Here is a 20,505-nt window from a genome sequence, read left to right on the forward strand (position 1 = left end):
TTCTACAAGAACTATTAAAATCTACTAGTAAAAGCGGGATTAAAACATTCCACCACCACCTTTATTAGTGTTATCTTCTCTTTGTTTGCGTTGCAGGTTTTTGATTTTTCCACCTCCAAAGTTGTATGTCAATCCTAAATAAACCGTTTGACTTTCCCATGTAAACTGACCAGTTTGAGGATAAGGGTAGATTCCGTCAAAAGCATATTTCATAGTATTGAAAACGTCGTTGAAACGTACACTTATATTCATCTTATTGTCTAACAATGTATAACGTGAACCTATGTCCATTTTGTACATTTCTTTTCTGTGTTGTTGAATTTCATCAACTGGACCTCTGTAAAAACCGAATAATAAAAAACTTAAACGTTTTGTAGGCTTGAAGTTTGAGTTCATACGAGCATTAAATGCCGATGTTGTTACAGTGCGTTCAAGCGGAGAACTTAGTTTCGTTGCAGGATCAAATTCAAATACTACACCATGTTGTTTTATACTTGAAAAATCAATAGATGGCTGGATATCCCACCATTTTGTAATCTTATAATTTAATGAAACATCAAAGCCATAAGAGCTACTGTTGTCATAATTGGCAAAGCTTAAAATTTGTTTATATCCTGATTCGTCATTTGGATCAGGACTTAAAGTTCTGCTGATTTGATCGTTAATTTTTCTTACGAAAACACCTGCTGTTATGCTTCCTTTTTCAAGAGTTTTAGTGTAATTTACTTCAACAGAATTGGTGAACTGAGGTCTTAATTCTTGATTTCCATAAGATGTTACCAGCGGGGTAGAAAACTCACGAATAGGTTTTGTCTGCTCTAAACTCGGACGGTCAACACGACGACTGTAACTTAATTGCAATACGTTTTTCTCGTTTAGATTATAAGTAAAATAAGCTGAAGGGTAAAGCGTGATGTAATCATCATTAAAAGTTTTATAACCGTAATTTAAATTTGCAACTACTTTGTAACTTTCAAAACGAGTTCCTACCTGATAGCTGAATTTTTTGAATTTCTGACCAAAAGTCACATAAGCCGAATAAATATCAGTATCATATGTATAAATAGAAGCTTGATTATTAGGATCAGTAACCGCCGGATTACCGGTATTGTAATCATTATCTGTTCTTGTAATTCTGGCTTCGGCACCAGCCTCAAGAGTAGTTTTGTCGTTCAAAGGGTTTACATAATCAACATTTAAAGTACCTAGCTTTCTTTTCTCGCCTGTAGCATCATTATACACAATATCGTTAGAGGTGTTATTAGGACTTGTTGTTTTAGTATCAAAACTTGCATTTTGAGTTTCTTTAGTATCACTATAGTTTCCTTCAAAATCTAAAGTGTGACCTTCTTTTTTAAAGATGTGTTTGTAAGCTAAATTATAAGTCCCGGTTTGATTAGGTCCCTGGTATCTTGCTTTTTGATAGATGTTTTTAATATTCGGATCACCGTTATTATAATCAATATCAGTTAATACAATTCCGGTTCCGGTAGATTTATTTTGATTGGTATAAAAAGATAAAGTATTATGATCATCGATTAAATAATCCATACCAACTTTGTACAAATAGTTATCATTATCATTAGAGATTTTTAATTTTTGGTTAACATCCTGATCTAATCGTTGGATTCTTCCATTGTTAAAATAAGTTCCAAAATTTTCACCCACATTCCCAAAGAAATTTACTTTTCCGGTTTTGTAATTCAAATCAAGTGATTGATTGTATTTAGCCGTTTCTCCAAAGGTAATGCCACCACTATAGCTTCCGTTGAAACCAGTGTTAGCATTTTTATGTAGAATAATGTTGATAATTCCAGACATTCCTTCCGGATTGTATTTTGCACTTGGATTTGTAATCAACTCAATTTTTTTGATAGAAGTCGATGGAATTTGTTTCAATAATTGGGCAGGATCAATATTAGATGGTCTTCCGTCAATTAAAACACGTACATTGTCGTTTCCACGAAGAGAAAGTTTTCCGTCCTGATCTACGTTTACTGACGGAATGTTACTCATAATATCAGAGGCAGAAGCGCCCGCAGTCGTTAAGTCTTTCCCGACGGTAATTACTTTTCTGTCGATTTTTTGTTCTATTGTAGAGCGTTCAGCAACAATGTTTACACCTTTAAGCTGAGTAGCTTCTTCTTCAAGAGATACATTAACAGTTGCTGTTTTTTTATTATCACTTAAAATAACAGTACCAATATATTTTCTGAATCCAATATATTGAATTTCAATCGTATAGCTTTTTAGGGCTAAATTTTTAATTGTAAAATCACCATTGTCGTCTGTGTTTACTCCAGTAACTACTTTTCCGTTGTCTTTGATAGAAACGGTAGCATAAGAAATTGGTGCATTATTTGTTTTTTCGGTAATTTTTCCGGAGACCGTTCCTGCATTCTGGGCCTGTGCTGTTGCAAATACACCCAGTAATGCAAACAGAAAGAATTTTAGTTTCATATTGTAATAATTGATTTTTTTTGATTGATTGATGATGATGATTGTTATTTTGTTTTTTTAGTTTTCTGCTTTAAACAAATTTAAAGTCCCTATTAAGACTCTTTTATCATGGATATGTTACAAGAAAATTAAAATAAAAAATATCTTTTAAGTTATATATCCTGTTTTATAAGAGATTAGTGTTTTGATTTTTTGATAATTTTAACATTCAGAACAGTTTGCTTTTTAAGAAATTCTAATCGTTTTCTTGTATTTTATATGTTTTTCATTTTCTGTAATTGATGAATAAGCAGTATCTTTGCTCACTTTAAAAATAAGTTTACATGTCATTATCACAAATTCTTACTCCTTCTATACAAAAAGCAATACAAGCATTATTTGATGTTACTGTTGAAAAAATCGAATTTCAAACTACCAGAAAAGAGTTTGAGGGCGATATTACTATGGTAATTTTTCCTTTATTGAAAGTGATCAAAAGCAATCCTGTTGAATTGGGAAATAAAATTGGAAACTATCTGGTTGAAAATGTTTCTGAAGTGTCTCGCTTTAATGTAGTTTCAGGTTTCCTGAATATTGTAATTGCAGATAGTTATTATCTGAATTTCTTTAATGGAATAAAAGACAATAGCAAGTTTGGATATGTAACGCCTAATCCGGAGGATAAAGCAATAATGGTCGAATATTCTTCGCCAAACACTAATAAACCGTTGCATTTAGGACACGTTCGTAACAATTTGTTAGGATATTCTGTTGCTGAAATTATTAAAGCTTCAGGTAAAAAAGTTTATAAAACGCAAATCATCAACGATCGTGGGATTCATATCTGTAAATCGATGTTGGCCTGGGAAAAATTTGGTAACGGAGAAACTCCTCAAAGTTCAGGTTTAAAAGGAGATAAATTAGTTGGGAAATATTATGTTGAATTTGATAAAGCTTATAAAGGGGAAATCAATCAATTAATAGAAACCGGTAAAACCGAAGAAGAAGCTAAAAAACAAGCTCCAATTATTGTTGAAGCACAAGAAATGCTAAAGAAATGGGAAGCTGGTGACGAAAAAGTAATGGAACTTTGGAACAAAATGAACCAATGGGTTTATGCTGGTTTTGAAATTACTTATACTAATCTTGGAGTTAATTTTGATAGATATTACTACGAAAGCAACACTTACTTATTAGGAAAAGATGTTATAAAGATAGGTCTTGATAGCGGTGTTTTCGAAAAAGATCCCGATGGTTCAGTTTGGATTGATTTAACCGATGAAGGATTAGATCGTAAAATTGTTTTACGTTCAGACGGAACTGCGGTTTATATGACGCAAGATATAGGAACAGCAATTCAGCGTGTAAAAGATATGCCCGATGTAGGGGGAATGATTTATACCGTTGGTAACGAACAAGATCATCATTTTAAAGTTTTATTCCTAATTCTAAAAAAACTTGGTTTTGACTGGGCTTCAAATTTATACCATTTATCATACGGGATGGTTGATCTTCCGTCTGGAAAAATGAAAAGCCGTGAAGGGACTGTTGTAGATGCTGATGATTTGATGCAGGATATGACCGATACAGCAAAACAAATTTCAGAAGATTTAGGAAAATTAGACAGTTATTCAGCAGAAGAGAAAGCTAAATTGTATAAGACAATTGGTTTAGGAGCGTTAAAATATTACATCTTAAAAATAGATCCCAAAAAACGTATCTTATTTAATCCGGAAGAATCGGTTGATTTTGCAGGAAACACAGGTCCGTTTATTCAATATACATATGCGAGAATTCAATCTATTATTCGTAAAGCTGATTTTGATTATAATGTCACACTGAGCGGAGTCGAAGTGCTTCATGAGAAAGAAAAAGAATTGGTAAAACAAATCGAGCTTTTCCCCGAAGTAATTCAAAATGCAGCTCATAATCATAGTCCAGCTTTGATCGCAAATTATACTTACGATCTAGTAAAAGAATATAATTCATTCTATCAATCTGTTCATATTTTAGGTGAAGTTGATTTAACCAAAAAAATATTCAGAGTACAGCTTTCTCAAAAGGTAGCCGAAGTTATTAAATCGGCCTTTACTTTATTAGGAATAGAAGTTCCGGAGAGAATGTAAAAATCTAAATGATTACAAATTATAAAAGCCAATAGTTGAAAAACTATTGGCTTTTTTTATTGTTTTTATGACTTATTGTGTCAGATTAAGATGATATTCTGTAATACTTTTGCTACAGGTTTAATTAGGTTAGTAATTAGTAAAACACCCTTATATTTATTTTTAACTATTTTGAATTAGTAAGCTTTTAGAAGAAAGTAATAAAAGGATAAAACCATCTGAATTGAATTTTAGATGGTTTTTTTATTCGAATAAACATTCTTTTCAATGCAATTTATAATTCATGTTAATTGCTGAAAACTTAAAAAAATAACAGTTTTAATGTTTTTATTTTGGTTTCATATTTTTAATTTATTCTTACAAAAATAACTCAAGATTGTAAGATAAGGTTCTTAAGGCCAACAACTTCTACTACTATTTTATCATTAAAATAAGTTAATTGTAATATTTATATTATAATTTATAATATTAAATAAAATAAAAATCTTGTTAAAATTATATTTTTGTGATAAGTTGCGCTCTTAAATCAAAAACTCAAAATAATGAAACAAAAATTAAAAGGATTTGTAGTACTGGTTTTTGTACTTGCTTTGCAATTGACATTTGGTCAAGGAAAAGTAATTACAGGGACAGTTTCCGACAATGCCGGAATACCTTTACCAGGGGTGAGCATTTTAGTTAAAGGAACCAAATCAGGTGCACAAACTGATTTTGATGGAAAATATGCTATTAAGGCAGAAGCTAACCAAATTTTAGTATTTAGTTATATTGGGATGAAAACCCAAGAAGTAACGGCTAGTTCTTCAGTAATTAATGTAAAATTAAAAGATGATTCTGTAGAACTTGAAGGAGTTGTAGTAACTACTGCGATGGGTGTCAAAAGAGAAAAGAAATCTTTGGGATATGCAACACAGCAAATTTCAGGAAAAGACTTAGATGGCGGGGCAGGAAATGCAAACGTGGCCAATCTTTTATCCGGGAAAGCTGCCGGAGTTGAGGTGTCGAGAAACACCAACTTTGGAGGGTCTACAAATGTTGTGATTCGTGGTAATAAGTCTCTTACAGGAAATAATCAGGCTCTTTGGGTAATTGATGGAGTTCCTGTAGATAATTCAAGTTCAAACAAATCGGATCAGGAAACAGGCAGAGGTGGTTATGATTATGGTAATAACGTAGCAGATATTAATCAGGAAGATATTGAAAGCATTAATATTCTTAAAGGAGCTGCCGCAACGGCTTTATACGGTTCCAGAGCTGCTAACGGAGTTGTTATGGTTACTACTAAAAAAGGAAAAAAAGGAGACGATAATAAAGTAGGTTTCACTTTTTCGAGTACTATGACAGTTGGTACAGTTGATAAATCTACGTTTCCTAAATATCAAAATAAATACGGAGGAGGTTACGGATTTGGCACCTCTTTTCTTGACGAAAAAGCAATACCTACAGTAGACACTTCAAATGACGCTTCTTATGGAGATCCATTTACAGGAAATCAGGTTTATCAATGGGATTCTTTTACACCATATTCAAAAAACTACAATAAATCTACTGCATGGAGTGCTGCCGAAAATGGTCCGATTACTTTTTTTAAGTCAGCAATAACAAATACAAACAGTCTGTCTCTTGAAAAAGCAACTGAGAGATCAAGTTTGTCAATGTCTTATGTCAATACACTTCAAACAGGAATATTGCCAAATAGTGAGTTGAAAAAAAATCAGTTAAGTGCCCGATTCAGTCAAAAAATCACTGATAAATTAACAGCAAATGCTTATGCGGCAGTAACATTACAAAGTACTGTTGGTAGAAATACTACAGGATATAGTGATAATATTATGTCATCATATCGACAATGGTGGCAAACTAACGTTGATGTAAAAGAATTGCAAAATGTTTACAACGCGTCAGGAGGTCAAAACATATCTTGGAACTGGGCAGATCCAACAGCTTCTGAACTAAAACCTGCATATTGGGATAATCCTTATTTTAGTCGTTATCAAAATTATTCTTCAGATAATAAAACACGTTTATTTAGTTATGCCTCACTTGATTATAAAATAGCTCCTTGGTTAAGTGCATTAGGGAGGGTCTCTCTGGATACCTATAAACAATTGCAAGAGGAGAGAAGAGCGGTAGGATCTACAGCGGCTATTTTTGGATTATCACCAATTGATGAAAATTCCGGTTATCAACGATATGACATTAATTTTCAGGAAATCAATTATGATTTTATGCTGAATTTCAATAAAAAATTCGGAGAAAATTTAAGCTTAACAGGAGTTGTGGGAGCAAATATTAGAAGAAACAATAGAGATAATATACTTTCTTCTACAATGGGAGGTTTAGTTACTCCCGGAATGTATGCTCTTTCTAATTCCAGATTTGAACTGCCTTTTCCTCTTGAAGATAAAGTCAATTGGGGAGTAGATGGTATTTATGCACAAGCTTCTTTAGGATATTTGGACACCTATTTTATTGATGCTTCTATAAGAAGAGACGCTTCTTCAACATTACCAAAAGGGAATAATAAATATACATACCCTGCAATTTCAGGATCATTTTTGTTTTCAAATGTAGTAAAAGCAGACTGGCTTAACTTAGGGAAATTTAGATTAAACTATGCAGAAGTGGGTAATGATGCATTGCCTTTAAGTTTAATAAATACGTATACCAGAATTCCTAATTTTAATGGGCAGCCAATGTATATTTTGCCAAATGTTAATAAAAATAAAGATCTTAAACCCGAGAGAACAAAATCTTTTGAAGTAGGTGTAGAAACAAGCACTTTCAACAGACGTTTAGGTTTAGATGTTACCTATTATATAACAAACTCAGTAGATCAAATTGCGTCGGCAGCGGTTCCGTCAGCTTCTGGATATACAGGTGGATGGATTAATGGTGGAAACATTGAAAATTCCGGTTTAGAAATTCAAGTTACCGGAACTCCTGTAAGAACAGAGAGTTTTAGTTGGGATGTAACTATAAACTGGTCTAATAATAAGAGTAAAGTTATTTCTTTACCAGGTAATATAGACAATCTTGAAATTGCTTCTTTTCAAGGAGGAGTTACAGTTAATGCGACTAAAGGGGAAGCTTACGGAAGTCTGAAAGGAACAGATTATGTATATACAAATGGTCAACGAACAGTGGATCAAAAAACGGGTAAATATTTAATCTCTGGTACATCAGACAATACTATTGGAAATATTACGCCAGATTGGAATGGAGGAGTTAGAAATAAACTGACCTATAAAAATGTTTCTATGAGTTTCTTAATCGATACTCAAAAAGGAGGAGATATCTTTTCATTAGATATGTATTATGGACTTGCCAATGGTTTATATACGGAAACAGCAGCTGGTAATGTTAGAGAAAACGGTATTGTAAATGTAGGTGTAGCTCCTAATGGTATCCCCAACACAGTTTCGACAGTAAACACTAATGATACACCTGGTAAAACTGGTCCGGGCGCTTATTCAAGCAATTACGGATATCTTGCTGAACCAACGAAAGCTTTTATTTATGATGCTTCTTATGTAAAATTAAGAGAAGTTTCTATTTCGTATAATTTTCCTAAAAGAGTCTTTGAAAGAACATTCGTAAACGCGGCGACTTTAAGTTTGTTAGGTTCAAATTTATGGATAATAAGTAAAAATTTACCTTATGCAGATCCTGAAAGTGGATTGTCATCGGGAAATAAATCGAGAGGTTATTCGGTTGGATCTTTACCTACAACGAGAGATATTGGATTCAACTTAACGTTAAAATTTTAATAAAGAAAAAACATGAAAAAAATAATATATTTTTTAACTATCACATTTCTGATAAGCTCTTGCAGCGATTTAACGGATTTAAATACAGATGAGAAAAACTCATCAAAACCTCCAGCCTCGTCACTATTTACAGCTGCAGCAAAAGGAATTGCAGAACAGGTAGTAAATACAAGTGTAAACAAAAACATCTTTAGACTGGTAAATCAGCAATGGACAGAAACCACCTATACAGATGAATCTGTTTATCAATGGACAACCAGAAAGATTTCTGATAATCATTGGGGAGCTTTTTATGCCGGTACAGTCAAGGATGGTTCATTAGGTGATTTAATTCAGGCAAAAGTTTTTATAGAAAATGAGGTTATTATTGCTTCTGATCCACAGTTTGCTGCTAAAATGAATATCAAAAAGAATCAGCTTGCTATGATTGATATTCTGATTGTTTATTCGTACCAAATTTTGGTTGATACTTTTGGAGATGTTCCATATTCTGAAGCATTCAAAGGATCGAAATATTATTTGGGAAAATATGATAAAGCATTAGATATTTATAAAGATTTAATTGTACGACTTGATAATGATATTGCAAACATCGATACTTCGCACCCTGGCTTTGGAGATGCAGATATCATTTATCAAGATAATTTGACTCAATGGGTAAAATTTGCAAATGGTATTAAATTGAAATTAGGGATTAACCTTAAAGCTTCCGGCTTGGAAGACGCTATCGCAGATGCCGCTATTATTTCAGCTTCAAAAGGAGTTTTTAGCACAAATGCTGACAATGCGAAAATATCTTATGAAAAAAATGTTCCTAATACAAATCCTATATACGTAGAGTTGGTTTCTTCGGGAAGACATGATTTTGTGCCAGCGAAACCGTTTGTTGATGCGTTGGTAGCAAAAAATGATCCTCGAACAAAAACTTATTTTAATCAAACTTATAAAGATATAGATCCTGCAAATCCCACCGGTGATTTAATTGTTGTAACAGGTTATAAAGGTGGTATTGTGGGAGTAAAAAATACGTATTCAAGATATACCCACGTAAGCGATAAAATTCAGGCACCGGACTTTAAAGGAACTTATATGGATTATGCCGAAATTGAATTTTTATTGGCTGAAGCCGTTGAAAGAGGAGTTGCAGTAAGCGGAGATGCAGCATCTCATTACACAAAAGCAATTACCGCATCTATGGAAGATTGGGGAATAATACAAGCAGATATAGATACTTATTTAGCTCAATCGACTGTTGCGTATTCGACTGCTACAGGAACCTGGCAACAAAAAATTGGTGAACAAGCTTGGTATGCATTATTCAATAGAGGATTTGAAGGTTGGACATCAACAAGAAGACTTAATTTTCCGGCTCTTGTTCCGCCATCAAATGCTGATGCTTCTGCAGAAGGTCAGATTCCGTCAAGAATGACTTATCCAATTAGAGAGCAAACTTTGAATGCTGCAAATTACAATGCTGCGGCTGCAGCAATTGGCGGCGATAAATTGAAAACAAAATTATTCTGGGATAAAAATTAAATGCATTTTATTGCGTTTATAAAGTATTAAAACAAATCCCTATATCGTTTTAAATTATATTGGATTAGTAAACATTTAGTAGAAAACATAAAAGGGTACACCGTCTGGATTGAATTTCAGGCGGTTTTTTTTGCATAAAAAAAGCCGATAGTGTTTAGACTATCGGCTTTTTTACAACTAACAGAAACATTTTTATTTTACGTACTTGTTGATAATTGCATCCGTTTCTGCTTTTGTAGCGTCTGGTTTTAAATCAAACAAAAGAGAATAAAGAGGTTTTCTGTCAACTTTAGCTTCTAAATTTAAGTCCTGATGTCTGTCAAATAGCGTTTGCCATTTGTCACGAACATTTTTCCAAAGAGCATTGTTGGCAACCCACCATTTTTGAGCAGCAATACATTTTACATCTGGAACTTTAGTATAAATATCCATTCCTTTTTCTTGTGCTAACAAAACATCTTTTCCACTGTCATCTCTGATCAATTTATCGTTGTCTTGTTCGTGATTCCATCCTGTAGCAGTAATTTCATGAATGTTTCTTCTTTTCAAAACATTGTAATCATTACGTTTTGTTTGCTCTCTTCTTGGTAGAGGAGCATCAGCAACATTTGCCCAATAATCTTGTCCGTCAACGTGAACCCAAGTTGAGGAACCTTCATATCTTGGACTATCATCTACTTGATATACTTTTTGAGTCCACTGTCCTTTAACAGCTTTCTTGTCTAATTTTTTGTATTTCCAGGAAGAACCTTTGTCAAAAGAATATAAGTCAGTGTTTTCATATAGCCAATCTTGTCTCCAGTGTTTGATGATCATATCATCACTTACAATTAATAAGTGTTGCATGGAGATTTTGTTAGGAGTGTCTTCTAATAACTCTACCCATTCTAAACCAGATTCATGTTTGGTCTCTGATGGCTTATAAGTAGCAGAATCTTTAGGGTATTGAAAAGTTTCTGTAAAATTAAATTTCACTTCATAACAACCACACATTGATTTGATTGAATTAATGTCTTGTTGTTTTTTGTCCTGACTGAAACCAAGGCTACAAGTCAAAGCCATTACGGCTGAAAAATAGAGGCTTTTTGAAATCATAACTTATTGTTTTGTTTTAAATTTTTTGGCAAATATATATAATTTATTTAGAACAAATAAAAATAGTTTCTATATTTGCGCCATTATTAAGACTGAATAAAAATAATGAAAATAACATTTACCCTTTTAGCTGTGTTCATTTTTTGTCAAATTTCTTTTGCGCAGGAAAAACAAAAAGATAGTATTAAAGCGAACGAATTGTCAGAAGTAACGGTTACAACGGCAACAAGAACCGAGAGAGTGCTTTCTTCCTTGCCATTACCAATGACAGTTATTACATCTGAAGCAATTATAAAATCTGGCGTTACAAGATTAAATGAAATTCTAAATGAACAAACAGGTATTATTTTGATTCCGGATGAAAGTGGTTTTGAAGGTGTTCAGATTCAGGGTTTAGATGCAGCTTATACCATGATTCTTATTGATGGCGTTCCGCTTGTAGGAAGAAGTTCAGGAGTTTTGGATTTATCAAGAATTTCTGTAGGAAATATAGAAAGAATTGAAATTGTAAAAGGAGCGTCATCGGCTTTGTATGGTTCAGAAGCAATGGGCGGAGTGATTAACGTAATTACAAAAAGACCTAAAAAAGATATGTTTTCTGGTAATCTGTCTTATCGATATGGTACATTTAATACCAATGATGCGAACGCTAATTTACTTTGGAAAAAGAAAAAATTTGCTGCCAACTTATTTGCTAATTTTTATTCAACAGACGGATTTGACTTAGATAAAAGTACGTGGTTACAAAATGTTGAAAAATTTCATAACACGACAATTCAGCCAAAAATATATTACGATTTTTCAGAAAATCTTAAACTAACTGTAAACAACCGTTTTTTCAATCAAAAGATAGACAACAAAGCTATAATTGAATCTGAAAGATATACAGGTGATGCAAAAGAAAATGAATGGAATTCGCAAATTAAATTAGAACACAGATGGAATTCCAGATTATATTGGGAATATGAATTTTATGCTACTAATTATAAGAATGATGCTTTTTTGAATGATCCCGATAATGTGCTTTTTGAGAAAACATATTATAATCAATGGCTTGTTAGACCAGAAATAAGAACAACATGGTCTATAAATAGGGATAAATTAACAGCAGGAGCAGGATTAAATTATGAAACCTTGGATCGTACGTATTTTGCGAATAATGTCAAGTTTAATTCGCAGTATGTTTACCTGCAATATGATTATAATCCCACGGAAAAACTAAATATTCTTGCAGGATTCAGATATGATAATCATAGCGAATATGCATCGCAATTAAGCCCGAAATTAGCGGTAAATTATAAATTTAATACCAGTTTTTCTTTAAAAGGTGCAGTAGGATATGGTTATAAAGCACCAGATTTCCGTCAGTTATATTTCGATTTTACAAATCCATCAGTAGGATATACCGTATTGGGATATAATGTAGCTGAAGCTCGTTTGGATGAATTTGATAGTCAAGGACTTCTGTCTTCCAGAGTAGCGGGAATCAATTTTGATGAACCATTGAAACCGGAAAGTTCCATCAATTTTAATTTTGGAGGATATTATAAAAAAAACAAGCTCAAAATAGAACTAAATGCTTTTTACAATTCGATTAGTGATTTGATTGATACAGGTGTTGTTGCTGCAAAAAAGAGTGGACAAAACATTTTTAGCTACTTCAATTATAGCAAAGTTTTTACCTATGGTTTAGAGTTTAATTCTGCTTATGAATTTACGAGAGACTTTTCAGTTTCGGTTGGATATCAATATTTAACTGCCAAAGACAAATCAGTTGTTGATAATTTTGAGGAGCATCAATACATTCGAAATTCGGATTTACAAACCATTAAAATTGATAAATCAGATTATTTCGGACTATACAATAGATCGAAGCATACGGCCAATATTAAATTTGCGTATACTATTCCTTCAATTAAAACAGACATCAATTTACGTGTTCTTTATCGAAGCAAATACGGGTTGTTTGATACCAACGGAAATGGAATTCTCGACAAATATGACAACTTTATAGGGGATTATTTTATAGCAAACTTATCAGCCACAAAATATATTATGGATAAATTCATGCTTCAGGCCGGAGTTAATAATCTATTTGACTACACAGATCCTAGCCAAATTCCGAGTTTGGCAGGAAGACAAATTTATGCAAGAATTCAATACAATTTCTAATTTAATAATTATTTAAAACCTTTACAATGAAAACAAATTTCTTAAAATTTTCGCTTTTAGCACTAGTACTTTTTACTGCATCTTGTAGCAGTGATGATGATAAAAATACAACTCCTGAAGTAGTTGTAACAACAAAAGTGTCTGATCTTAATGCTCCGCAAACTGGAGGAGGTGGAACGGGATTACCAACAGGTGGTGCGTATACAAAATTCAGTTTTTCTGAAAATAAAGTTGTTACTACTGATAAGTGGGATATCGCTTTTCGTGGAACGTTCATTATTGTAAACGGGGGAGCAAAAGTCAATGTTGATGATGCAGGTGAACCAGCAAGAACTGGATCAGGAGCTATTAGTATTGTTTCTAACACTTTCGCCGCTGTAACAGCATTTCCGGCAACAGCTACTTTTAAACAAGATGCCGCTACTGTGTACGCAATTCCTGGAGTAAGTGGGCAAGGATGGTACAACTATGCTAACACAATAATTTCTCCAATTGCAGGGAAAGTTATTGTTGTAAAAACTCATGATGGGAAATACGCAAAATTCGAAATCTTAAGCTACTATAAAGGAGCACCAACAACTCCAACGGCAGAATCTACGTCAAGATATTATACTTTCAATTTCGCATACCAAGCTAATAGCACAACAACTTTCTAAAAAAGTATTAGTAACCTCGAATACGAATTTATTCGGGGTTATTTTTTAACCTATAATTAATTTTAACATGTAGAAAGTTACTTTTATTCTATTGTAAATTTTGTTTTACGTCTTTGTTTTATAAATAGAGATCTAAAATAAATTTTAAAAACAGATGAGGATAATTACTTAATGTTATGTAAATCACTATAAATATGAAATTAAAATTACTTTTATTGTCTTTACTGGTTTTTGTAGAGATTGGTTTTGCTCAAAATTCTGTGACATACTCATCCAAAAGTGGTACAGTAACAACTAATTCAGGTGTCGAAGGATCTCTGGATATTATAATTAGTTGTTATGGAAATAGTGGTAACCCCGTAATTCTTAATCAGCACTTCTTATGTGGTGATCCTGATGGATTTGTTTCTAATCTAGCTTCAAATGGATTATCCTTAATTCCAGGACAAACAACAACATTAAAATTTAAATTTAAAAAAACGGTCACTTCGGATACTCAAAAAGTTTATAAGTTTACTACCAATGGAAGTTGTTTTCAGAGTGAATCTGAAATGATTAAAATTACTGTAAATTATAAAAATGGATCGACGACAACTCCAACCAACCCAACTAACCCAACAAATCCGACAAACCCAACGAATCCAACAAATCCAACGCCAAGCACTAATATAATTACTTATAATAATTCTTCCGAAAATGATCAGACTGTTAATGAAGGGACTGAGTTTAAAAAGCTAATAGGGAGCGATATGGGATCTACCTATCAGTGGTACAAACTACGTACAGATGCAGTTGGAGGTACAGTTGCTATTCCAGGTGCTGTCGGGAAAGATTATTTGCCTGTCGAGCAATACTCAACGTATTATTGGAGAAGAGCGTATGGTGTCTCTAAGGATGTCTATAGTAATAGAATTGCAATTTGGATAAAGCCAGCACCAGCTATACAAAATAATACAATTAATTTAGTTGACTGGACAATTAAAGGAACTATTCCTACGGGAGGCATAAATTCTTCCTACACTTTTTCTTGGGTGTTATTAGGGGCTGAAGACCCTTACACTTTTCCAGATAATGGACAGAATTTAGAAATCACAGAAAGCTTATATAATTTTTTAAGTTCATATCCAAATGCAACTATCGTAAGATATATAACTTCTGGAAGTAGAAGCTCTACAAGTAATCATGTTAATATATTGCCAGTACCTTTGCCTATTACTGATATAGAAAACAATAGCATATCAATTAGTGGTTATAAAATAACAGGCAGTCAACCGACTGGAGGAGTTGGTGAATATAGATACTCATGGTTTTTGGGAAGTCAAGAAGATCCAATTGTATTTGATGAAACTACAAAGGATTTGGATTTGACTCCATACCCCCTTGCGATAAGTCTTTTACAGAATGATCATACTGCAGTTATATTTAGGACTGTAAGATCTGTAAAGAGGTCAAATAGCAATAAAATAAGTTTATATGGTATATCTGCTTTGAAACAACAAACTTTAAAGTTTCAATCAGAGAGTGATTTATTAACAGTTTATCCCAATCCAACATCCGAATCAATTAACTTCTCAACAAATTTCTCTACGAATAAAGAAATTGAAATTGTTGTGTATTCAGATAAATTAGGAAATGAAAAATCAGTTTTTAAAGGAACAGTAACGCCAAATCAAGTTGTGAACTGGAATATTCCTGCTAGTTACCAAAAAGGAATTTATTTTTATAAAATTCTTTCTGGAAATAAGGAAGTTAAAACTGGTAAAATAATAGTTCAATAACAGCAAATCAAGATTGCTTGTTTTATAATTCAGTTAATCATTAGCTTTGTTTTTTTTATTTTTTTTTGAGAAAGAGGTTGGATTCGTCTAACCTCTTTTTTTGTTTTTACTGCAAATAAAATGCGCCAAACATTCATTTTTAGTCCTATCTTTGCGCATATTTTTTTTACAAGCAATTAACAGAGATTTAAAAACGGTTTAATTCTTGTAATTATATCCTTCAAATTTATAATAGTAGGTGAATACAAAATCTTATTTTTTTCAGTCTTTTGCAATTGTCGCTTTAGCGTTTGTAGCTTTCATTGGGTTTAAGCAAATCTTACCGGATAAAATATTTTCGGAGAGTAAAATCGATTCCAAAAATATACTAATCGACAGTATGCTTTTAGAATCAGTAGCAAAAGATTCATTATCGCTAAAAAGCGATAGTATCGAGGAAAGCGAGCGAAAACTGGGTGAGGAAAAAATTGTTTATGATGCTTCAGAAGGAATTGAATTTCCGTCTGAGACTTTTGACAATTACAAAGGGTATCAATATTTGATTTCTTTTTACGAAAAATTATATCAGCTGGAAAAAAACCCCCAAGGCAATGTTAGAATCGCTTATTACGGAGATTCTATGACAGACGGAGATTTAATTGTACAAGATGTTCGTGCCAATTATCAGGAACGTTTTGGCGGAAACGGAGTTGGTTTTGTATCCATAACCTCAGAATCTGCTGCTTCCAGAGGTTCTGTAAAATCATTGTATTCTAAGAACTGGAAAATGCAATCTTACTTGAATGTGAGAAGACCATCAAGTCCTTTTGGAGTAAACGGGCATGTGTTTTTTGCAAATGATAAAGCAAACGCAACCTGGGTTCAATATGAAGCAGGACCTAATAAAAATTCAACCTCGTTAGATAATCCAACCTTGTTTTACGGAAGATCTTCTAAGAGAGGAAATGTGAATTTTGTGATTGGAAAAGATACCTTGAGAAAAAGCCTGATTCCGAATAATTTGGTAAATACCTTAAAAGTAACATCGGGAAGTATAAAAGCTTTCAAGGCAAATTTCATTCATGCCGATTCAATTCCGATTTACGGATTTAATTTCGATAACGGAAAAGGAGTTCACGTCGACAATTTCTCGCAAAGAGGAAATTCAGGATTACCAATTTCGGCTTTTGATGCCAGTGTAATGCAAGCCTTCAATACTAATTTGAAGTACGATTTGATTATCTTACACTACGGAACCAACGTATTGAATTACGGTACCAAAAATTATTTCTGGTACGAAAGAGGAATGAAAAAAACGGTGAATAAAATCAAAGAATCTTTCCCGGGAGTTTCTATTCTTATTATTTCGACTGCAGATAAATCAACAAAGTATGATCTGGAAATGAAAACAGATTCTGCTGTTGTTCCTTTAATGAAAGCTCAAAAAAGATATGCACTGGAAACCGAATCCGGATTTGTAAATTTATACACTTTAATGGGCGGCGACGGATCTATGGTGAAATGGGTTGATGAATCTCCTGCGAGAGCCAATAAAGATTACACGCATTTTAATCAACGCGGTGCAAAAGCAATAGGTAAATTATTATACGATCAATTAAATAAAGGATACGAACAATACAAAGCTCTTAGAGAGAATAGAGAAGTTGTTACCGATAAACGGAAAACAGCAAAAAAAGCAAATACAGATTCCGTTTCTGTAAAAAAAGATAGCGTATATGACTAGACTTATAATTTTGTTTTGTTGCCTTTTTTTCTCAACAAACGATAAACCAAAAACGACAGATTCACATTCAATAGAAAAAAATATGATTCAAAAAGTCGATTCAGCAGCGATTGAACCTATTTCTGATCAGGATATTTATAATGCGAAAGCATTGGAGAGTTTTTTCAAGAAATTACAGGAAAATGAAAAGCATAACAATCAAAAGATAAACATTGTTCATATTGGCGATTCTCATATTCAGGGCGATTTAATGACCAATGAAATCAGAAAGAATCTACAACAGAAATTTGGAAATGCTGGTCGAGGTTTAGTTTTTCCATATCAATTAGCCAAAACAAACGGTTCTTATAATGAGCGTTTTCGCTCGAACAGAACATGGGAAAGTTATAGAAACATTCATCCCTTTAAAAATGTTCCCATAGGTTTAAGCGGAATAGGACTTTGGAGAGATAGTGGCGGTTTTGCCGTCGAATTGAATGTCAAAGATCCTGCTTATAAGTTTAATACAATACGCATTATTACGCCTAGAAACCAGAATATGTTTGATTTGGCAACATCATCTCAAACCAATATTATTCAGTCTACAGAGCGAAAAGTAATTACACACAAAATCAAAAAGGGAGAAGCGATATCGACTATTGCCGATAAATACAATGTTTCAGTTGCCGAAATTAAAAGAAACAATCACTTAAAGTCAGATAATATTCGTGCCGGAAGAGTATTGAAAATTCAGACAAACGAAACAAAACCCAAAGCGATCAAGAATTCGGCATTTGTTTCTTTAGATTTAGAATCAGATTCATTTAGTCATTATTACAATTCTGAAAAAGCATTAGATAAAATTTTTCTAATTCCGAATAAAGACGCTTCAAAATACGAATTGAACGGAATTGTTCTCGAGAAAGATTCACCGGGTTTAATTTACAGCAGTATTGGAGTAAACGGATCTAAGTTTTCAGATTACAATAAATATCCTTTGTTTTTTGAACAGTTAAAAGCATTACATCCCGATATGTTGGTTCTTTCTTTAGGAACAAACGAAAGCTATGATCACATGGAAGCTCCGGCTTATATTGAGCAATTGCGCCAGTTTATAAAGAAAGTGAAAGAACAAAACATACACGTTCCAATAATTATTAGTACACCAGCGCCTTCTTTGCTTAAAGCAAAAAGAACCAATACTTACATATTCGATTATGCGAGAAGTATAATTCAAATTGCAGAAAGCGACAATGTTGCTGTTTGGGATTTATATGATGAATTTGGTGGGATGCACGGTATTAATCAATTAAAACTTCAAGGATTAATTGGACCGGATTGGGTTCATTATTCTAAAAAAGGATACGAAAAACAAGGTGATTTGTTTACACAGGCATTTTTAAGCGCATACAATAATTTTAAATTAAAGAATTAAGTTGATTACAATTGATAGCATAAATAATTGGTTTGTTCAAAATTTTGGTGCAATTACCTTAGAGCAGGCTAAAAGCTGGTTTATATACAATCCCGAAGAAAAATTATTGTTTAATACAGGTTTATTCTTAGGACTGTTTTTGGTTTTTTATTTTGTGTATGCTTTTTTACGCAAAACATTTTATTTGAGATTAACGTATGTTATTCTGTTTTCGCTTTTCTTTTACTATAAGTCAAGCGGAATTTACTTTTTACTCTTATTGCTTTCCTCTGTAGTTGATTATAGTCTGAGCCAGATTATTTTTAAAGCAACAAAAGACAGTACCAAGAAAATTTATTTGGTAATAAGTGTCATCCTGAATTTAGGATTACTTGGATATTTCAAGTACATGAACTTTATGATTGTAACGTTCAATGATATGTTTCATGGTAATTTCCAGCTTCATGATGTTTTTCTTCCAGTGGGAATTTCGTTTTATACTTTTCAGTCGATGAGTTATATTATTGAGATTTACCGTGAAGAAATTAAACCGACAAAAAACTACATCGAATATTTATTTTTCGTTTCGTTTTTTCCACAATTAGTAGCCGGACCAATTGTTAGGGCAAAAGATTTTCTTCCTCAGATTTACCAAAAATTAAACTTAACAAAGCAAGATGTAAACAACGCCTTGTTTTTGATTATTGGCGGATTAATCAAGAAAACAGTAATTTCAAATTACATCTCTATAAATTTCGTTGACCGTGTTTTTGATACGCCAATGAATTATACGTCATTCGAAAACTTAATGGCATCTTACGGATATGCGATACAAATTTATTGTGACTTCTCGGGATATTCAGATATGGCAATCGGAATCGCTTTGTTATTAGGATTCAAATTACCAGCCAACTTTAGAACACCATATAAATCAACTTCGATAACGGATTTTTGGAGAAGATGGCATATTTCACTTTCAACGTGGTTAAAGGATTTCTTGTATATCTCTATCGGAGGAAACAGAGAAGGAACATTTGCAGGGTTTTTATTCCCGAGTTTATTCTTCTTTGGATTATTGCTTTGGGGAATTTCAAATGTAAATGTGAGCTTTATTCCGTTAGGAATAGCAATTGGAGCGCTTGTAGTTTTTTGTTTGACATTTTTACTTTCGAAGAAAAAAAATCAAACGCTGGTAACCAATTTTAATTTATTTACCACAATGCTTTTAGGAGGATTATGGCATGGAGCAGGAGCACAGTTTATTATTTGGGGAGCGTTACACGGTTTAGCATTGGCGGTTCATAAAATTTTCTTAGAATTTTTCCCTTCCAAAAAAGAAGGTAAAAGTTCCGGTTTTGTATGGAGGTTCTTTTCAATCGTAATAACATTTCATTTCGTGGTTTTCTGCTGGATCTTTTTCCGCGCCAGAGATTTCGAAACAGCGATACAAGTAATCAACAATATTGGTCAGTTAACATTCGAGCCGGAACAATGGAAAGTAATAGTTTTAGGATATAAAAATGTGTTTGGATTAATGCTTTTCGGATATGTTTGGCACTTTTTACCAGAAGTATTTACATCCAAAATGAAATTTGTTTTCGATAATACACCTTTACTGCTAAAAGCCGTAATTCTGGGCTTCGTCTATTGGATTGTTTACGCAACAGCCGTTGCAGGTTCACAACCCTTTATTTATTTTCAGTTTTAAAAAATATTGCCACAAAGGCACAAAAGCGCAAAGATTATTTTTCTTTGCGCTTTTTTTATATAAGCATTACCAGATATAAATAAAAAACTTTGCGTCTTAGTGCCTTTGT

General features: G+C 32.9%; 11 protein-coding genes. 9 read left to right on the forward strand and 2 right to left on the reverse strand.

All coding sequences use genetic code 11. From position 1 onward, the window contains the following. Window positions 1-39 precede the first annotated feature (39 nt). Window positions 40-2,460: a TonB-dependent receptor domain-containing protein gene (locus EAH81_RS12615; protein ID WP_140507506.1), complete on the reverse strand. Its 2,421-nt coding sequence runs from the start codon at window positions 2,458-2,460 to the stop codon at window positions 40-42. Between the two features lie 323 nt (window positions 2,461-2,783). Here EAH81_RS12615 and argS point away from each other — a divergent pair, with 323 nt between their 5' ends. The 3 genes from argS (at window position 2,784) to EAH81_RS12630 (ending at window position 9,871) form a co-directional block, all read left to right on the forward strand. Beyond that, the gene (gene argS, locus EAH81_RS12620) at window positions 2,784-4,565 is read left to right on the forward strand and encodes an arginine--tRNA ligase (RefSeq protein ID WP_140507508.1); all 1,782 of its coding nucleotides are present in this window, start codon (window positions 2,784-2,786) and stop codon (window positions 4,563-4,565) included. Window positions 4,566-5,107: 542 nt separating this feature from the next. Beyond that, the gene (locus tag EAH81_RS12625; RefSeq protein WP_140507511.1) at window positions 5,108-8,335 is read left to right on the forward strand and encodes a SusC/RagA family TonB-linked outer membrane protein; all 3,228 of its coding nucleotides are present in this window, start codon (window positions 5,108-5,110) and stop codon (window positions 8,333-8,335) included. Window positions 8,336-8,347: 12 nt separating this feature from the next. Beyond that, window positions 8,348-9,871 carry a SusD/RagB family nutrient-binding outer membrane lipoprotein gene (locus tag EAH81_RS12630; RefSeq protein ID WP_140507513.1) on the forward strand — a complete coding sequence of 508 codons (1,524 nt, stop codon included), beginning with the start codon at window positions 8,348-8,350 and terminating at the stop codon, window positions 9,869-9,871. A 192-nt stretch (window positions 9,872-10,063) separates the two neighbouring features. On the opposite strand, the gene EAH81_RS12635 is transcribed toward EAH81_RS12630, so the two are convergent. Next, complete coding sequence (locus EAH81_RS12635) at window positions 10,064-10,966, reverse strand: DUF6607 family protein (RefSeq protein ID WP_140507514.1); 903 nt, start codon at window positions 10,964-10,966, stop codon at window positions 10,064-10,066. 105 nt (window positions 10,967-11,071) lie between these two features. Here EAH81_RS12635 and EAH81_RS12640 point away from each other — a divergent pair, with 105 nt between their 5' ends. The 6 genes from EAH81_RS12640 to EAH81_RS12665 all read left to right on the forward strand — a co-directional run bounded on the left by EAH81_RS12640 (window position 11,072) and on the right by EAH81_RS12665 (window position 20,396). Beyond that, on the forward strand, window positions 11,072-13,138 hold the full coding sequence (locus tag EAH81_RS12640) for a TonB-dependent receptor plug domain-containing protein (protein ID WP_140507517.1): 2,067 nt from the start codon (window positions 11,072-11,074) through the stop codon (window positions 13,136-13,138). A gap of 26 nt (window positions 13,139-13,164) precedes the next feature. Continuing rightward, on the forward strand, window positions 13,165-13,794 hold the full coding sequence (locus EAH81_RS12645; RefSeq protein WP_140507519.1) for an HmuY family protein: 630 nt from the start codon (window positions 13,165-13,167) through the stop codon (window positions 13,792-13,794). A gap of 194 nt (window positions 13,795-13,988) precedes the next feature. Continuing rightward, window positions 13,989-15,572, forward strand: a complete 1,584-nt coding sequence (locus EAH81_RS12650; protein WP_140507522.1) for a T9SS type A sorting domain-containing protein — start codon at window positions 13,989-13,991, stop codon at window positions 15,570-15,572. Between the two features lie 238 nt (window positions 15,573-15,810). Next, entirely contained in the window at window positions 15,811-17,295 is a 1,485-nt protein-coding gene (locus EAH81_RS12655) for an SGNH/GDSL hydrolase family protein (protein WP_140507524.1), read from the forward strand. Beyond that, window positions 17,288-18,709 (forward strand): GDSL-type esterase/lipase family protein, encoded by a 1,422-nt coding sequence (locus EAH81_RS12660; RefSeq protein ID WP_140507527.1) that lies wholly within the window; start codon window positions 17,288-17,290, stop codon window positions 18,707-18,709. Before EAH81_RS12655 ends, EAH81_RS12660 begins: the two co-directional genes overlap by 8 nt. 1 nt (window position 18,710) lies before the next feature. Beyond that, window positions 18,711-20,396 (forward strand): MBOAT family O-acyltransferase, encoded by a 1,686-nt coding sequence (locus EAH81_RS12665; protein ID WP_140507529.1) that lies wholly within the window; start codon window positions 18,711-18,713, stop codon window positions 20,394-20,396. Window positions 20,397-20,505 lie beyond the last annotated feature (109 nt).

The sequence above is a fragment of the Flavobacterium pectinovorum genome (genome assembly GCF_006438875.1).
In the GTDB taxonomy this organism is placed as follows: Bacteria; Bacteroidota; Bacteroidia; order Flavobacteriales; family Flavobacteriaceae; genus Flavobacterium; species Flavobacterium pectinovorum_A.